This window comes from Nocardioides sp. (assembly GCF_034670285.1).
Classification (GTDB): Bacteria; Actinomycetota; Actinomycetes; order Propionibacteriales; family Nocardioidaceae; genus Nocardioides.
The window spans coordinates 1-14,620 of the sequence record NZ_JAXMNS010000033.1 but is presented as its reverse complement, the minus strand read 5'-3'; the positions used below and the strand labels follow the sequence as shown (position 1 = coordinate 14,620).

Genomic DNA, 14,620 nt, shown 5'->3' with positions numbered 1-14,620 from the left:
GACCCACCGCAGCGGCCGCATGCGCGAGCCGTCCACGTCGGAGAGCTGGCCTGCGGCGATGCGGCCCGCGGCGCCACCGACCTGGGCGAGCGCGACGAGCGTGCCGGCGGCCCCGGGCGACCAGCCGCGGTCCTGGACGAGCCAGACCAGGGCGAAGGTCCACACGACGAACTGCGGCACCACCAGGAGCACCGACACCGCGTGGATGCGGGCGAGGAAGCGGTCGCCGCGGTAGGGGTTGGGAGCCGGTCCGTCCACGAGCGCGGGTCGGGGCGGGTCGATGACCAGCGCAGCCACGAGGACAGCAGCCAGCGCCGTGGCGATGGTGGGCACCCACATCGCGGCGTACACGCCGTGGACGTCTGCCACGACGGCGATGCTGATCGCCGCCACGCCCACGCCGACCGGCTGGGACATCTGACGGATCCCCATGGCCAGACCGCGCCGCCGGGGGGAGAACCACCCGACGACCACCCGACCGCTGGCGGCGCTCGTGCTGGCGGCCGACGCGCCGCCGAGGAACAGCGCCACCGTGAGCCAGGTCAGGCTGGGCGACAGGACGGCGGCCAGACCGGCCACGGTCGTCAGGCCGAGGCCCAGGAGCAATACCAGTCGCTCGCCGCGGCGGTCGGTCAGCAGGCCCCACACGACCAGGGACAGCATCACCCCGAGGGTGGGCGCAGCAGCGATGACCCCCGCGCGCACCAGGCTCAGGCCTTCTTGCGACACCAGGGTGGGGATGAGGAACGCCGGGCCGTGCGCCATCACGGCGCTCGCGGCCTGGGCCGACGTGCTCGCGCCGAGCATGGACCACCGTCGGGTCGTGCTGACGGCGGCGGCCTGCTCGGTGGTGATGCTCACCGGACGATTGAACGCCCTTCGGTGGCGGTTTCCGGGTCACATCTCGCCCGGTGGAGTGTGACCCTCCCGACTGGACCTGTTGCACCGCACTAGGCTGCCGGGTGTGAGAAGGACCAGGCACGTCGAGCGCAGCGTGAGACTGCTGCGACGCGTGCTGCTGACGGTGCTCGGTCTCCAGGTGCTGATCGCGGTGACGATGTCGGTGGTCGACTCCTACCGCAAGCGCGGCAAGAAGCCGGTGGCCTTCCCGACCACTGCGCCGACGACGGTCGAGGTGGGCGAGGGCACGATCACGACCTACACCTACGGGCGCGACCTGTACGACGACATGATCGCGGCGATCGAGGGCGCCAAGCGCCAGGTCCTCTTCGAGACCTACATCTGGAAGGGCGATCGCACCGGCGAGCGCTTCAAGCGGGCCCTCGCCGAGGCTGCCGAGCGTGGCGTCGAGGTCTACTGCATCTACGACGGCTTCGCCAACCTCGTCGTCTCGCCGGTGTTCAAGCGCTTCCCGGCGACGATGAAGGTGCTGAAGTTCCCGCTGTACGCCGCGGGGTGGCGCTTCTTCGACCTCCGCGGCTACGGCCGTGACCACCGCAAGATCCTCGTGGTCGACGACACCGTCGGCTTCGTCGGCGGCTACAACATCGGTGACGCCTACGAGACCGAGTGGCGCGACACGCACGTGCGCATCACCGGGCCCGGGGTGTGGGACCTCAAGCGGGCCTTCGCCGACTTCTGGAACCTGCACCGCCGCCGTCGCCTGCGGCACAGCGAGCGGCCGCTGCTCCTCGAGACGGCCTCGACGTGGGAGTCGAAGATCCGGGTGCAGCGCAACGTGCCGCGCCTGTGGATGTTCCCCATCCGGGCGATGTACCTCGAGGCGATCAACCGGTCGAGCCGCAACGTGTGGATGACCCAGGCTTACTTCCTGCCCGACCAGGACTTCGTCGATGCGCTCAAGGATGCCGCTCGGCGCGGCGTCGACGTACGCCTGCTGCTGCCGCTGAAGTCCAACCACATCGTGGCCGACTGGGTCTCGCGCGGCTACTTCAGCCAGCTGCTCGACGCCGGGGTGAAGATCCTGCGCTTCAAGGGCGCGATGGTGCACGCCAAGACGGCGACCGTCGACGGCACCTGGTCGACGGTCGGCACCGCAAACATCGACCGTCTCAGCCTCCAGGGCAACTACGAGATCAACCTCGAGGTGATCGACCCCGGGCTGGCAGCGACCCTGGAGAAGATCTTCCTCACCGACGAGACCAACTGCGCGCCGCTGACCCGCTACGAGTGGGAGGCCCGAGACCTGCACCGCAAGTTCACCGAGTCGTTCCTGCGTCCGCTCGGCCGCATCCTCTGAACGGTCCTGCACGGCGGCCTGCACGGCTGGCCCACGAAGGTGTCGGTGGTCGACCGTAGGCTGGTCCCATGCGTCCAGTCACAGATCTCGAGCGCCGCGTCGCCCCGTTCAAGGTGGTCTCCGACTACCAGCCCGCGGGCGACCAGCCGGCGGCGATCGAGGAGATCTCCAAGCGCGTCTCCGGCGGCGTCGAGGACGTCGTCCTCCTCGGTGCCACCGGCACCGGCAAGACCGCCACGGTCGCGTGGGTGGCCGAGCAGGTGCAGCGTCCGATGCTGGTGCTCCAGCCCAACAAGACGCTCGCCGCCCAGTTCGCCAACGAGCTGCGCCAGCTCTTCCCCGACAACGCCGTCGAGTACTTCGTCTCCTACTACGACTACTACCAGCCCGAGGCCTACGTCCCGCAGACCGACACCTACATCGAGAAGGACTCCTCGATCAACGAGGAGGTCGAGCGGCTGCGCCACTCGGCCACCAACTCGCTGCTGACCCGCCGCGACGTCATCGTGGTCTCCACGGTCTCGTGCATCTACGGCCTCGGCACGCCTCAGGAGTACGTCGACCGCATGTTGCGGCTGCGCGTCGGCGAGGAGCGCGACCGCGACTCGATCCTGCGTCAGCTCGTCGAGATCCAGTACACCCGCAACGACATGAGCTTCACCCGCGGCACCTTCCGGGTCCGCGGCGACACCCTCGAGATCTTCCCGGTCTACGAGGAGCACGCCGTGCGCATCGAGTTCTTCGGCGACGAGATCGAGCGGCTGATGACCCTGCACCCGGTCACCGGCGAGGTCATCACCGACGACAACGAGCTCTACGTCTTCCCCGCGACCCACTACGTGGCCGGGGCCGAGCGCATGGAGCGTGCCGTGCGCGGCATCGAGGCCGAGCTCGAGGCCCGGCTCGCCGAGCTGGAGCGGCAGGGCAAGCTGCTCGAGGCGCAGCGGCTGCGCATGCGCACCACCTACGACATCGAGATGATGCGCCAGGTCGGCTCCTGCGCGGGCATCGAGAACTACTCGATGCACATGGACGGCCGCGAGCCCGGCTCGGCGCCCAACTGCCTGCTCGACTACTTCCCCGAGGACTACCTCGTCGTCGTCGACGAGTCGCACGTGGCGATCCCGCAGATCGGCGGCATGTACGAGGGCGACATGTCGCGCAAGCGCAACCTCGTCGACCACGGGTTCCGGCTGCCCAGCGCGATGGACAACCGTCCGCTGCGCTGGGAGGAGTTCCTCGAGCGCGTCGGTCAGACGATCTACCTCTCCGCGACCCCGGGCAACTACGAGCTCGACAAGGTCGAGGGCGACGTCGTCGAGCAGATCATCCGACCGACCGGCCTGATCGACCCCGAGGTCGTGATCAAGCCGACCAAGGGCCAGATCGACGACCTGATCCACGAGATCCGCACCCGGGCCGAGAAGAACGAGCGGGTGCTGGTCACGACGCTGACCAAGAAGATGTCCGAGGACCTCACCGACTACCTCCTCGACGCCGGCATCCGCACGCGCTACCTGCACTCCGAGGTCGACACGCTGCGTCGCATCGAGCTGCTGCGCGAGCTGCGGATGGGGGAGTACGACGTCCTGGTCGGCATCAACCTGCTCCGCGAGGGTCTCGACCTCCCCGAGGTGTCGCTGGTCTCGATCCTCGACGCCGACAAGGAGGGCTTCCTGCGCTCCGACAAGTCCCTGATCCAGACGATCGGTCGCGCGGCGCGCAACGTCTCGGGCCAGGTGCACATGTATGCCGACAAGATCACGCCCTCGATGGAGCGCGCGATCGACGAGACCAACCGTCGTCGTGAGAAGCAGGTGGCCTACAACAAGGCCGCCGGGGTCGACCCGCAGCCGTTGCGCAAGAAGATCGCCGACATCACCGAGATGCTGGCGCGCGACTCCGAGGACACCGAGGCCCTGCTGCAGACCTGGGCAGGCACGGCGGCCAAGGGCCGCGCCGGCGGCGTGAAGCCGAAGGCCGGCGGGCGCCAGACGGTCCCGGTGCTCGGTGACAAAGCGTCCGGCCACCACGCCAAGGACCTCGCCGGCCTGCCCAGCTCTGAGTTGGCCGAGCTCATCCAGGACCTGACCGAGCAGATGCGCACCGCCGCCGCCGAGCTGCAGTTCGAGCTCGCCGCCCGGCTCCGCGACGAGATCAACGACCTCAAGAAGGAGCTCCGTCAGATGATGGAGGCGACGAAGTGAGGCGCAGCGCCGACCGCGGCTAGCCTCCCTCCGTGACCTCGCGCCTGGGCGGACCGGCCGCCTACGCCGTGTGGGGCGTCGCCGTGGCGACCTACCTGCTGGCGATCTTCCACCGCACGTCACTGGCGGTGGCGGGGCTCGAGGCCTCCGACCGCTTCGGCATCACGGCCTCGCAGCTGGCCGTCTTCACGATGCTCCAGCTGCTGGTCTACGCAGCCATGCAGATCCCGGTCGGTCTGCTGGTCGACCGCTACGGACCGCGCGCGGTGATGCTGGGCGGGGTGGTGGTCCTGAGCGCGGCGCAGACGGGCTTCGCCCTCTCCGAGAGCTACGCCGGCGCCCTGGTGGCCCGCACCTTCGTGGGCATGGGCGACGCGATGACCTGGATCTGCGTGCTGCGGCTGGTCAGCCGGTGGTTCCCGGCACGCCGGGTGCCCCTGATCACGCAGTTCTCGGGCACGATCGGCCAGCTCGGTGCGGTCGCCGCGGCGGTGCCGATGACGTTCGCCCTGCGCGAGGTCGGCTGGACGGCCGCCTACCTCACCTCGGCCGCTCTCGGGCTGGTGCTGGCGCTCGGCGTGCTGCTGGTCGTGCGCGACGCGCCCGAGGGGCGCCGGATGTCGGGCCCGCGGCTCTCCTGGCCGGGCGTCCGCTCGAGCCTGGCGGCGTCCTGGTCGCACCCGGGCACGCGCCTGGGCTTCTGGATGCACTTCACCACGCAGTTCAACGCCACCGCGATGGCGCTGCTGTGGGGCTACCCCTACTTCGTGCAGGGCGAGGGCCTCTCCCCGACCCAGGCCGGGGTGCTCCTCACCCTGATCGTCGTCGCCTTCATGTATTCGGGCCCGCTGCTGGGACTGCTGGTCGCCCGCCACCCGTGGCACCGCTCGTCAATGGTGCTCAGCATCGTCGCCGCGATCGTCGTGGCCTGGACCGTCGTCCTGCTGTGGCCCGGACCGGCCCCGTTGTGGCTGCTGGTGGTGCTGACGCAGGTGATCGGGTTCGGCGGCCCCGCCTCGATGATCGGCTTCGACCTCGCGCGCACGTCGAACCCGGCCGAGCGGCAGGCCAGCGCCACCGGGATCATCAACCAGGCCGGCTTCGCGGCCAGCCTGGTGCTGGTGCTGTGGATCGGTCTGGTCCTCGACTGGCGCACGCCGGGCGCGTCCACCGACTACACGCCGAGCGCGTTCCAGTGGGCGTTCAGCACGCAGTACGTGCTGTGGGGGCTGGGCGTGTGGCAGATCGTCCGCTGGCGGCGGCGTGCCCGTGCGGTCATCGACCGGGTCGCGCTCGAGTCGGGACGCTAGCAGCAAGAACTAGGGGCGCCAGGTGCGCTTGCGCAGCGCCTTGGCCTGCTGCTTCTCGAGACGGCGCCGCTCCTCGCGACGGATCTCCGGACCGCTGGTGAGGGTGCGCAGCAGGTGCACCCCGGTCGCGGCCATCACGATCAGGGGCCACAGGAAGCCGCCGAGGGTCGGGCCGTTGGTGGCGAGGTAGATCGCCCAGCAGATCAGGGTGGGCGCGACGAAGCCGAAGAAGGCGTTGCGTCGTCGGTCCTGCCACAGCTCGATCGCCCGGGCGTCGAGCTCGGCCCCGCTCGCGACGGCGATCGGGTCGAGGGCCCGAGCCGGCACGGTGTCGGGCACGAGGTCGGCGACCAGGGGAGGCAGCTCGCCGAGGGTGCGAGCAGCCGCTGCCGCCTCGGAGCGCTGATCGTGCTCCTCACGGTCGAGCCGGCCGTCGGCGTACGCCGAGGCGAGGACGCCGGCGACCAGGTCGCGGTCGGCGTCCGAGGCACGGAGCGTCGCGTGGGCGTGATCGCGGGGGTCGTGCGCGAAGGCGGCCCAGACGGCGCCCGCGCGCGCCCTGTCGTCGCTCGCCACGTGTCCTCCGGTTCTGCTCGTGGGGGGTCTGACGATCTTGCCATGTCGCACCGAGGAGGCTAGCGTTCGGCAGAACTAGAACAGGTTATAGTTCTAGAGCCATTGCTGCTCGAGCCAGGAGGGGGAAGGATCGCGGACGTGACGACTCCCGCCGCGGACTCCCAGGACCCCCTGTCGACGGTCGAGGCCGACCTCCTGATCGTCGGAGCGGGCCCGACCGGCCTCTTCGCTGCTTACTACGCGGGCTTCCGCGGTCACCGGGTCGCGGTGGTCGACTCACTGCCCGAGCTCGGCGGACAGATCACCGCGATGTATCCCGAGAAGCAGATCCTCGACGTGGCCGGCTTCCCGAGCGTCAAGGGCCGCGACCTGGTCGAGGGCCTGGTCGCCCAGGCCGCGACCGCGGACCCGACGTACCTGCTGGACCGCACCGCCTCGACCCTCACGAGCACCGACGACGGCGTGGTGGTCGGCCTCGACGACGGCACCGCCGTGCGCGCCGGAGCCGTGCTCATCACCGCGGGCATCGGCCGGTTCAGCCCGCGTCCGCTCCCGGCCCAGGCCGACTGGCTGGGTCGCGGGCTGGAGTTCTTCGTGCCCAGCTTTGCGCCGTACGCCGGCAAGGACGTCGTGATCGTCGGCGGGGGAGACAGCGCCTTCGACTGGGCCGTTCACCTCGAACCGGTCGCCGCCTCCGTGACGCTGGTCCACCGACGCGAGGCCTTCCGTGCCCACGAGCACACGGTGCAGCAGGTGCGGGAATCGTCGGTGCGCATGATCACCAGCGCCGAGGTCACCGCGATCAACGGCACCGCCACGGTCGAGTCCGTCGACGTCGAGGCGGGGGGTGAGACGACCACCCTGCCGTGCCAGGCGGTGGTCGCGGCCCTCGGGTTCATCGCCGACCTCGGCCCGCTCCAGGAGTGGGGGATCGAGGTGTCGAAGCGGCACGTCCTCGTCGACCCCGCCATGCGCACCAACCTCCCGCGCGTCTTCGCCGCAGGCGACATCACCGAGTACGACGGCAAGGTGCGCCTGATCGCCGTCGGCTTCGGCGAGGCCGCCACCGCCGTCAACAACGCCACCGTCGCCATCGACCCGAGCGCCAAGGTGTTTCCCGGTCACTCCTCCGAAGGTCCCTGAGACCTCCCTCAGCCAGCCGTCCCGTGACGTTCAACGAAAGGTGCAGCCATGAAGATCAAGGTGGACTTCGACCTCTGCGAGTCCAACGCCCTGTGTGAGGCGATGGCCCCGGAGGTCTTCGAGCTCGACGACGACGACTTCCTCGTCGTCAAGGCCGAGGAGACGACGCCGGAGACGATCAACGACGTCAAGCGTGCCGTCGCGGCCTGCCCGCGCGCGGCCATCAAGCTGGAGGACTGACACGGTGCAGATGGGCCAGCAGGGAGACACCAGGCTCGACGGCAAGGTCGCCATCGTCACCGGAGCCGGCGCGGGCCTCGGTCGGGCGGAGGCGGTGGCGCTTGCGAAGGCCGGCGCCCGGATCGTGCTCAACGACCTTCCGGGAGCGGCCGACGAGGCCGCCGACGAGATCAAGGGCCTCGGCGCCGAGGTCGCGATCGTCGAGGGCGACGTGGGGGAGCGATCCACCGCCGACGCCATGATGGCTGCCGCGGTCGAGGGCTTCGGGTCGCTGGAGATCGTGGTCAACAACGCCGGGATGACGCGCGACCGCATGCTCTTCAACATGAGCGACGAGGAATGGGACGCCGTCATCCACGTGCACCTGCGCGGCCACTTCCTGCTCTCGCGCAACGCGGCGTCCTACTGGCGCTCGCGGTCCAAGGAGCTCGAGGCCCCCGTCTACGCGCGCGTGGTCAACACCGCCTCCGAGGCGTTCCTCGGTGGTTCGCCCGGCCAGGCCAACTACGCCGCGGCCAAGGCCGGCATCACCGCGCTCACGCTGTCGACGGCGCGGGGCCTCGGCAAGATCGGCGTCCGCGCCAACACGATCTGCCCGCGGGCACGCACCGCGATGACCGCCCAGGTCTTCGGTGAGGACGAGTCGGGTCTGCAGGTCGACCCATACTCGCCCGAGCACGTCGCCCCCCTGGTGGCCTACCTCGCCTCACCGGCGGCCGAGGCCATCAACGGCCAGGTCTTCGTCGTCTACGGCGGCATGGTCGCCCTGGTCGCCGCTCCCGTGGTCGAGCAGCGCTTCGACGCTGAGGGCGCGGCATGGACCGCCGACGACCTCGACTCCCAGCTCGGCGGCTTCTTCGCCGACCGGGACCCCTCCGTCGGCTTCGCCGCCGACTCCATCATGAAGCTGACCGTGGCAGACAAGACGAGGACCAACTGATGACCGGCAGGCTTGCAGGGAAGGTCGCCGTCGTGACCGGCGGCGCGATGGGTCAGGGCGCCGGCATCAGCCGCGCCTACGTGGCCGAGGGTGCGAAGGTCGTCATCGCCGACGTCGCCAAGGAGGAGGGGCAGGCGCTGGCCGACGAGCTCGGCAGCAACGCTCACTTCTTCCACCACGACGTCAGCGACGAGGGGTCGTGGACCGCGCTGGTCACCGACACCCACGACCGCTTCGGGCTGATCGGGATCCTGGCCAACAACGCCGGCATCCTGCGGTTCGGCACCGTGCTGGACATGCCGGCCGCCGAGTACGAGCTGCTCTTCCGGGTCAACCAGCTCGGCCCGTTCCTGGGCATGAAGGCCGTCGTGGCCGACATGAAGCAGCTCGGTGGCGGCGCGATCATCAACGCCTCCTCCACCGAGGGGCTCGGTGGCATGTCGAACCTCGTCGCCTACTGCGGCACCAAGTTCGCCGTACGAGGCATGACCAAGGGTGCCTCCCACGAGCTCGGCCGGTTCAACATCCGGGTCAACTCGGTGCACCCGGGCATGATCGACACCCCGATGACGCGCGTGCACGGCGGCGACGTGGCGATGGAGTACGGCGCCTCCAAGGTGCCGCTGCGACGCGTCGGGCACCCCGAGGACGTCGCCCCGCTCTACGTGTTCCTCGGCAGTGACGAGGCGTCCTACATCAACGGCGCCGAGATCGCGATCGACGGCGGCGTCACCGCCACCCACGGCTTCGGTGGCTGAGAGGTCTGGGAGGCTTCGACCATGGCCAACGAACGCGGCAAGATCGTCATGGCGGACGACGAGGTCGACGCCTTCCTCACCGAGCAGCGGTCCTCGACCGTCGCGACCCTGGGCCCCAAGGGTCAGGTGAACCTGGTCGCCATGTGGTACGCCTGGCACGACGGTCACGTGTGGATCGAGACGAAGGCCAAGTCGCAGAAGGTCGTCAACCTGCGGCGTGACCCGCGCATGAGTTTTCTCGCCGAGTCGGGACACACCTACGACCAGCTGCGCGGCGTGGCCCTGGAGGGCTCGGGCGTGGTCATCGAGGACGAGGACGTCGTCTGGGACGTGTGCGTGCGGATCTTCGAGCGCTACAACGCGCCCTACACCGAGGAGCTCAAGCCGTTCGTCGAGCTGATGGCCCGCAACCGGGTCGTCGTACGACTCGACGCCGAGCGCACGCGCTCGTGGGACCACCGCAAGCTCGGTCTGCCGCCGATGGATCTGGGCGGCACGACCGCCGCCTCAGTCTCGTAGGATCATCCCGACCGCGGTCTCGAGGTGCGCGCCGGTCTCGGCCGCGGTCGAGCGGCCGGTGACCCAGGCCATCAGCGCGGAGAGCCACACGTCGCCGATGACGCGCGCCACCGCGACGTCCTCCGGGGTCGGCTCGGCGTGCTCGCTGGGCTGGCCCGAGTGCATCGCGTGGGTGAGCATCGTGGTGAGCGACATGCCCACGGAGTGGATCTCGGCAGCGACCGAGGAGTCGGCGAACATGAAGGCCCGGGTGAGGGCCTCGGTGAGCTTGGGGTCGCCCTGGAGCCCGCGGGTCGTCCGCTTGAGGATGTAGCTGACCCGCTCGGCCGCGGTCTCGCCGGGGATGTCGCCCATCTGCCTGATCAAGACCTCGTTGCGGTCGAACTCGCGTGCGAGCGCGGAGACCAGCAGGTGGATCTTGGAGGGGAAGTAGCGGTAGAGCGTGCCGAGCGCAACCTCGGCCTTGTCGGCGACGGCACGCATCTGGACGGCGTCGAACCCGCCGTCGGAAGCGAGCTCGAAGGTCGCGTCGAGGATCCGCTTGCGGCGCTCGCGCTGAGCGGTGGAGCCGAGGTCCTCGACGGCCAGCGAGTTGGTGGTGCTCATGGGGACGGGGACCTCTCCTGAGGGTGAGGAAGCAAGACCTTGTCTTACTCCCAGGAATTCGCCGCTAGGCTATCAACTTGTGGTCCATCATAGGAACACGTTCTAGTTCTGTCCGGCCCGGCGCGTCTCGCACACGGAGTCGCAGTCATCTTGAAGTCCGATGAAAGAGGTCGTGCCGTATGCGCATCGCCATGCTGTCCTACCGCAGCAAACCCCACTGTGGCGGTCAGGGGATCTACCTGCGCCACCTGAGCCGCGAGCTGGTGGCCCTGGGTCACAGCGTCGAGGTCTTCTCGGGCCAGCCCTACCCGGTGCTCGACGAGGGCGTCGAGCTCACCAAGGTCCCGAGCCTGGACCTCTACCGCGAGCCCGACCCGTTCCGGGTGCCCAAGCTGCGCGAGTTCCGCGACCGGATCGACGTCGAGGAGTTCTTGACGATGTGTCTGGCCGGGTTCCCCGAGCCGAAGACCTTCAGCAGCCGGATCTCGAAGATCCTCTCCGAGCGGGCCGGCGACTTCGACATCGCCCACGACAACCAGGTGCTCGGCTCGGGCATGCTCGACATCGAGGGCTACGGGCTGCCGCTCATCACCACGCTGCACCACCCGATCAGCTTCGACCGCCGCATCGACCTTGCGCAGACGCGCAACCCGTGGCGCAAGCTCACGCTGCGTCGTTGGTACGGCTTTCTGCGCATGCAGGCGCGCGTGGCGCGCCAGGCCCGCTGGATCCTGACGCCGTCGGAGACCTCGAAGAAGGACATCGCCAAGGACTTCGGCGTGGACCCCGCGAAGATGCAGGTGATCCTGCTGGGCGTCGACGACATGTTCGTGCCGCCGACGACGCCGCGCGTGCCCGGTCGGATCATGGCGATGGCCAGTGCTGATGCGCCGATGAAGGGGATCGTCACCCTCCTCGAGGCCTTCGCCAAGCTGCGCACCGAGCGTGACGCCGAGCTCGTGCTGGTGAGCAAGCCCCAGCCCGGTGGCCGCACCGAGAAGGTCATCGAGCGTCTCGGCATCGGCGCCCACGTCCGATTCGTCAGTGGCATCACCGACGAGGAGCTCGTCGGGCTGATGGGTTCGGCCGAGGTGGCCTGCGTGCCCTCGCTCTACGAAGGCTTCTCGCTGCCCACTGCCGAGATGATGGCGTGCGCCACCCCGCTGGTCGTCTCGCGGGCCGGGGCGATCCCTGAGGTCGTCGGCGCCGACGGGCTCTGCGCCGACCTGGTCACCGCCGGTGACGTGGGTGAGCTCAAGCAGGCCCTCGAGCGGATGCTCGACGACCCCGAGCGTCGCGCCGCGATGGGTGCCGCAGGCCGTGAGCGTGTGCAGGAGATGTTCAGCTGGCGCGCCGTCGCCAAGACCGTGGCCGCCTCCTACGAGGCCGTGATCGCCGACTTCCAGAACGACCAGAACCTTAAGGACTCCATCTGATGCTCACCGTCGACTTCGACCGACTCGGCCTCCGCACCGGCGACCGTGTCCTGGACATGGGCTGCGGCGCCGGCCGCCACGCCTTCGAGATGTACCGCCGCGGCGCCGACGTCGTGGCCTTCGACATGGACGCCGACGAGCTGTCCGGCGTGCTGGACCTCTTCCGCGCCATGAGGGACGCCGACGAGGTGCCCGCGGGTGCCGAGGCCGACGTCAAGCAGGGCGACGCCCTGTCCCTGCCGTTCGCCGACGGCGAGTTCGACCGGATCGTCGCCGCCGAGGTGCTCGAGCACATCCACGCCGACGTCGACGCGATCAAGGAGCTGGTGCGCGTGCTGCGCCCCGGCGGGACCCTCGCGATCTCCGTGCCGCGCTGGCTCCCCGAGGTCGTCAACTGGAAGCTCAGCGACGACTACCACAACGCCGAGGGTGGCCACATCCGCATCTACACCGACCACGAGCTGGTCGACAAGGTGACCAAGGCCGGCCGGTTCAACGACGGCACGCCCGGCGACGCCATGCTCTTCGAGGGCAAGGACTACGCCCACGGGCTGCACGCGCCGTACTGGTGGATCAAGTGCGCCGTCGGCGTCGAGAACGACAACCACCCGCTGGCCAAGGCCTACCACAAGCTCCTGGTCTGGGAGATCATGAAGCAGCCGCTCGCGCTGCGTCTGGCCGGCAAGGTCCTCGACCCGATGATCGGCAAGTCGATGGTGCTCTACTTCCGCAAGCCCCTGCCCGGTGCGGTGTCGGGTGCGGGAGAGGTCGCAGATGACTGAGCCGCTGCCCTACGTCCGCGACGTCCTCACCGAGGCGCAGGTGGCGCTCACCGCGCAGTCCATCGCCTCCATGCAGGAGCCCTGTGGGGCGATCCCCTGGACGGTCGGCGAGCACGTCGACATCTGGAACCACGTCGAGGCCGCGATGGCCCTGCTCGTCGGTGGTCAGGTCGAGGCCGCCGAGCGTGCCTACGACTGGGTGCCCACGATGCAGCGCCCTGACGGCTCGTGGCCGATGAAGATCGTGGCGGGCGAGGTCGACGACGAGCGCGGCGAGGTCAACATGAGCGCCTACTTCGCCGTCGGCATCTGGCACCACTGGCTGGTGCGTCACGAGATCGCTTACGTGGTCAAGCACTGGCCCTCGGTGCGCGACGGGCTCGATTGGGTGGTCTCGCAGCAGCTGCCGTTCGGTGGCATCAACTGGACCCCGACCAAGGACTTCGCGTTGCTGGCGGGCTCGTCGAGCATCTACCAGTCGCTGCGCGCCGGGGTGGCCCTCGCCGAGCTCCTCGACGACCCGCAGCCGGAGTGGGAGCTCGCGGGTGGCCGTCTCGGGCACGCCATCCGACACCACCGCGACCTCTTCGAGGACAAGTCGACCTACTCGATGGACTGGTACTACCCGATCCTGGGTGGCGCCATCCGCGGCGAGGCAGCCCTCGAGCACCTCGCCCCGCGCTGGAACGACTTCGTGGTGCCTGGGATGGGCATCCACTGCGTCGACACCAACCCGTGGGTCACCGGGGCCGAGACCTGCGAGCTCGCCATGGCTCTGGACGCCGTCGGCGACCACAAGCGGGCGCTCGACCTGCTCGCCGACATGCAGCTGATGCGTGACCGCGAGGACGGCGCCTACTGGACCGGCTGGGTCTACGAGGGCGAGATCAAGGACGTCTACTGGCCCGTCGAGCACACGACCTACACCGCTGCTGCGGTGATCCTGGCCGTCGATGCGCTGGGGGAGACCTACGGGCACTCCTCGCCGGGCTCCGGCATCATGCGCGGCACGTCGCTCGCGCCGCACTTCGAGGAGATCGCGCTCGAGTGCGGCTGCGAGTCGGTGGTGATCGGCGGCTAGCCGACGGGCTAACCGACGGGCTAACCGACGGGGGTCCCTGCGTCGCCGTCGACGCGGCGCAGGACCCGCATCGACCCGACGGTCTCGACCTCGGCGAACGCGCCGCTCGCCAGCGCGCGCTGGAACACGTGGTACGGCGCTTGGCCGCCGTCCTCGGGGCGCTCGAAGACGTCGTGGATGACGAGGAAGCCGCCGTCCATCACCCAGGGCGCCCAGCCCGAGTAGTCGTTCTGGGCGTGCTCCTCGGCGTGCCCGCCGTCGATGAAGACGAGGCTGAGCGGCGTGCGCCAGTGGGCGCTGACGGTGGTGCTGCGACCGATCACGGCCACCACGTGGTCCTCGAGACCTGCTGCCGCGATCGTGCGACGGTAGACCGGGAGCGTGTCCATGAGGCCCGACTCGGGGTCGACCAGACTGGCGTCGTGGTGCTCCCACCCGGCCTGGTTCTCCTCCGAGCCGCGGTGGTGGTCGACGGTGAAGGCGACCCCAGTGGCGCCGCCGTGCTCACGCACCGCCGCGCCCAGGAGGATCGCCGACTTCCCGCAGTAGGTGCCCACCTCGAGCAGCGGACCGTGCGGCGCACGCCCGGCTGCTGAGCGGTAGAGGAGTGCGCCCTCGTCGTCGGGCATGAAGCCCTTCGCGGCGCTCGCGTGGGCCAGTAGATCGGTGGGTAGGTCGGCAGGCATGTCGGACACGGCCTCAGCCTAGTAGGATTGGAACACGTTCTAGTTTTGAGGATGGGTTCTATGTCGATCGGCATCACCGATGAGCACGTCGAGCTGGCGTCGAGCCTGCGCAAGT

The 14,620-nt window shown here is 69.5% G+C and carries 15 protein-coding genes; 11 read left to right on the top strand and 4 right to left on the bottom strand.

Going from position 1 to position 14,620, the window contains the following annotated elements; genetic code table 11:
- Window positions 1–861 (bottom strand): MFS transporter (locus VOI19_RS03015; RefSeq protein WP_323791477.1); only part of this gene is annotated, 861 nt, incomplete at its 3' end.
- Between the two features lie 133 nt (window positions 862–994).
- Here VOI19_RS03015 and VOI19_RS03010 point away from each other — a divergent pair.
- The 3 genes from VOI19_RS03010 to VOI19_RS03000 all read left to right on the top strand — a co-directional run bounded on the left by VOI19_RS03010 (window position 995) and on the right by VOI19_RS03000 (window position 5,738).
- Window positions 995–2,221, top strand: coding sequence for a phospholipase D-like domain-containing protein (locus VOI19_RS03010; RefSeq protein WP_323791476.1), 1,227 nt, complete (start codon window positions 995–997; stop codon window positions 2,219–2,221).
- A 68-nt stretch (window positions 2,222–2,289) separates the two neighbouring features.
- Window positions 2,290–4,428: an excinuclease ABC subunit UvrB gene (gene uvrB / locus VOI19_RS03005; RefSeq protein ID WP_323791475.1), complete on the top strand. Its 2,139-nt coding sequence runs from the start codon at window positions 2,290–2,292 to the stop codon at window positions 4,426–4,428.
- Between the two features lie 32 nt (window positions 4,429–4,460).
- The gene (locus tag VOI19_RS03000) at window positions 4,461–5,738 is read left to right on the top strand and encodes an MFS transporter (RefSeq protein WP_323791474.1); all 1,278 of its coding nucleotides are present in this window, start codon (window positions 4,461–4,463) and stop codon (window positions 5,736–5,738) included.
- A 9-nt stretch (window positions 5,739–5,747) separates the two neighbouring features.
- Here the strand turns inward: VOI19_RS03000 and VOI19_RS02995 are convergent, their stop codons facing one another.
- Window positions 5,748–6,314: a DUF1707 domain-containing protein gene (locus tag VOI19_RS02995; protein WP_323791473.1), complete on the bottom strand. Its 567-nt coding sequence runs from the start codon at window positions 6,312–6,314 to the stop codon at window positions 5,748–5,750.
- A gap of 138 nt (window positions 6,315–6,452) precedes the next feature.
- On the opposite strand from VOI19_RS02995, the gene VOI19_RS02990 reads away from it, so the two are divergent.
- The 5 genes from VOI19_RS02990 to VOI19_RS02970 are packed head-to-tail and all read left to right on the top strand — an operon-like array spanning window position 6,453 to window position 9,914.
- Window positions 6,453–7,457 carry an NAD(P)/FAD-dependent oxidoreductase gene (locus VOI19_RS02990; RefSeq protein WP_323791472.1) on the top strand — a complete coding sequence of 335 codons (1,005 nt, stop codon included), beginning with the start codon at window positions 6,453–6,455 and terminating at the stop codon, window positions 7,455–7,457.
- A gap of 48 nt (window positions 7,458–7,505) precedes the next feature.
- Entirely contained in the window at window positions 7,506–7,697 is a 192-nt protein-coding gene (locus VOI19_RS02985; protein WP_323791471.1) for a ferredoxin, read from the top strand.
- A gap of 10 nt (window positions 7,698–7,707) precedes the next feature.
- The gene (locus tag VOI19_RS02980; RefSeq protein WP_323791470.1) at window positions 7,708–8,637 is read left to right on the top strand and encodes a 3-oxoacyl-ACP reductase; all 930 of its coding nucleotides are present in this window, start codon (window positions 7,708–7,710) and stop codon (window positions 8,635–8,637) included.
- Entirely contained in the window at window positions 8,637–9,395 is a 759-nt protein-coding gene (locus VOI19_RS02975; RefSeq protein WP_323791469.1) for a glucose 1-dehydrogenase, read from the top strand. Before VOI19_RS02980 ends, VOI19_RS02975 begins: the two co-directional genes overlap by 1 nt.
- A gap of 21 nt (window positions 9,396–9,416) precedes the next feature.
- Entirely contained in the window at window positions 9,417–9,914 is a 498-nt protein-coding gene (locus VOI19_RS02970) for a TIGR03618 family F420-dependent PPOX class oxidoreductase (protein ID WP_323791468.1), read from the top strand.
- On the opposite strand, the gene VOI19_RS02965 is transcribed toward VOI19_RS02970, so the two are convergent.
- Window positions 9,903–10,520: a TetR family transcriptional regulator gene (locus tag VOI19_RS02965; protein WP_323791467.1), complete on the bottom strand. Its 618-nt coding sequence runs from the start codon at window positions 10,518–10,520 to the stop codon at window positions 9,903–9,905. The two genes, VOI19_RS02970 and VOI19_RS02965, sit on opposite strands and share 12 nt — an antisense overlap.
- Window positions 10,521–10,699: 179 nt before the next feature.
- On the opposite strand from VOI19_RS02965, the gene VOI19_RS02960 reads away from it, so the two are divergent.
- Genes VOI19_RS02960 through VOI19_RS02950 form a run of 3 tightly spaced genes read left to right on the top strand, consistent with a single transcriptional unit; the run spans window position 10,700 to window position 13,819 of the window.
- Window positions 10,700–11,956, top strand: coding sequence for a glycosyltransferase family 4 protein (locus tag VOI19_RS02960; protein ID WP_323791466.1), 1,257 nt, complete (start codon window positions 10,700–10,702; stop codon window positions 11,954–11,956).
- The gene (locus VOI19_RS02955) at window positions 11,956–12,738 is read left to right on the top strand and encodes a class I SAM-dependent methyltransferase (protein WP_323791465.1); all 783 of its coding nucleotides are present in this window, start codon (window positions 11,956–11,958) and stop codon (window positions 12,736–12,738) included. Before VOI19_RS02960 ends, VOI19_RS02955 begins: the two co-directional genes overlap by 1 nt.
- Window positions 12,731–13,819, top strand: coding sequence for a prenyltransferase (locus VOI19_RS02950; protein ID WP_323791464.1), 1,089 nt, complete (start codon window positions 12,731–12,733; stop codon window positions 13,817–13,819). The genes VOI19_RS02955 and VOI19_RS02950 overlap by 8 nt, the downstream gene beginning before the upstream one ends.
- A gap of 20 nt (window positions 13,820–13,839) precedes the next feature.
- Here the strand turns inward: VOI19_RS02950 and VOI19_RS02945 are convergent, their stop codons facing one another.
- Entirely contained in the window at window positions 13,840–14,505 is a 666-nt protein-coding gene (locus VOI19_RS02945) for a class I SAM-dependent methyltransferase (RefSeq protein WP_323791478.1), read from the bottom strand.
- Window positions 14,506–14,620 lie beyond the last annotated feature (115 nt).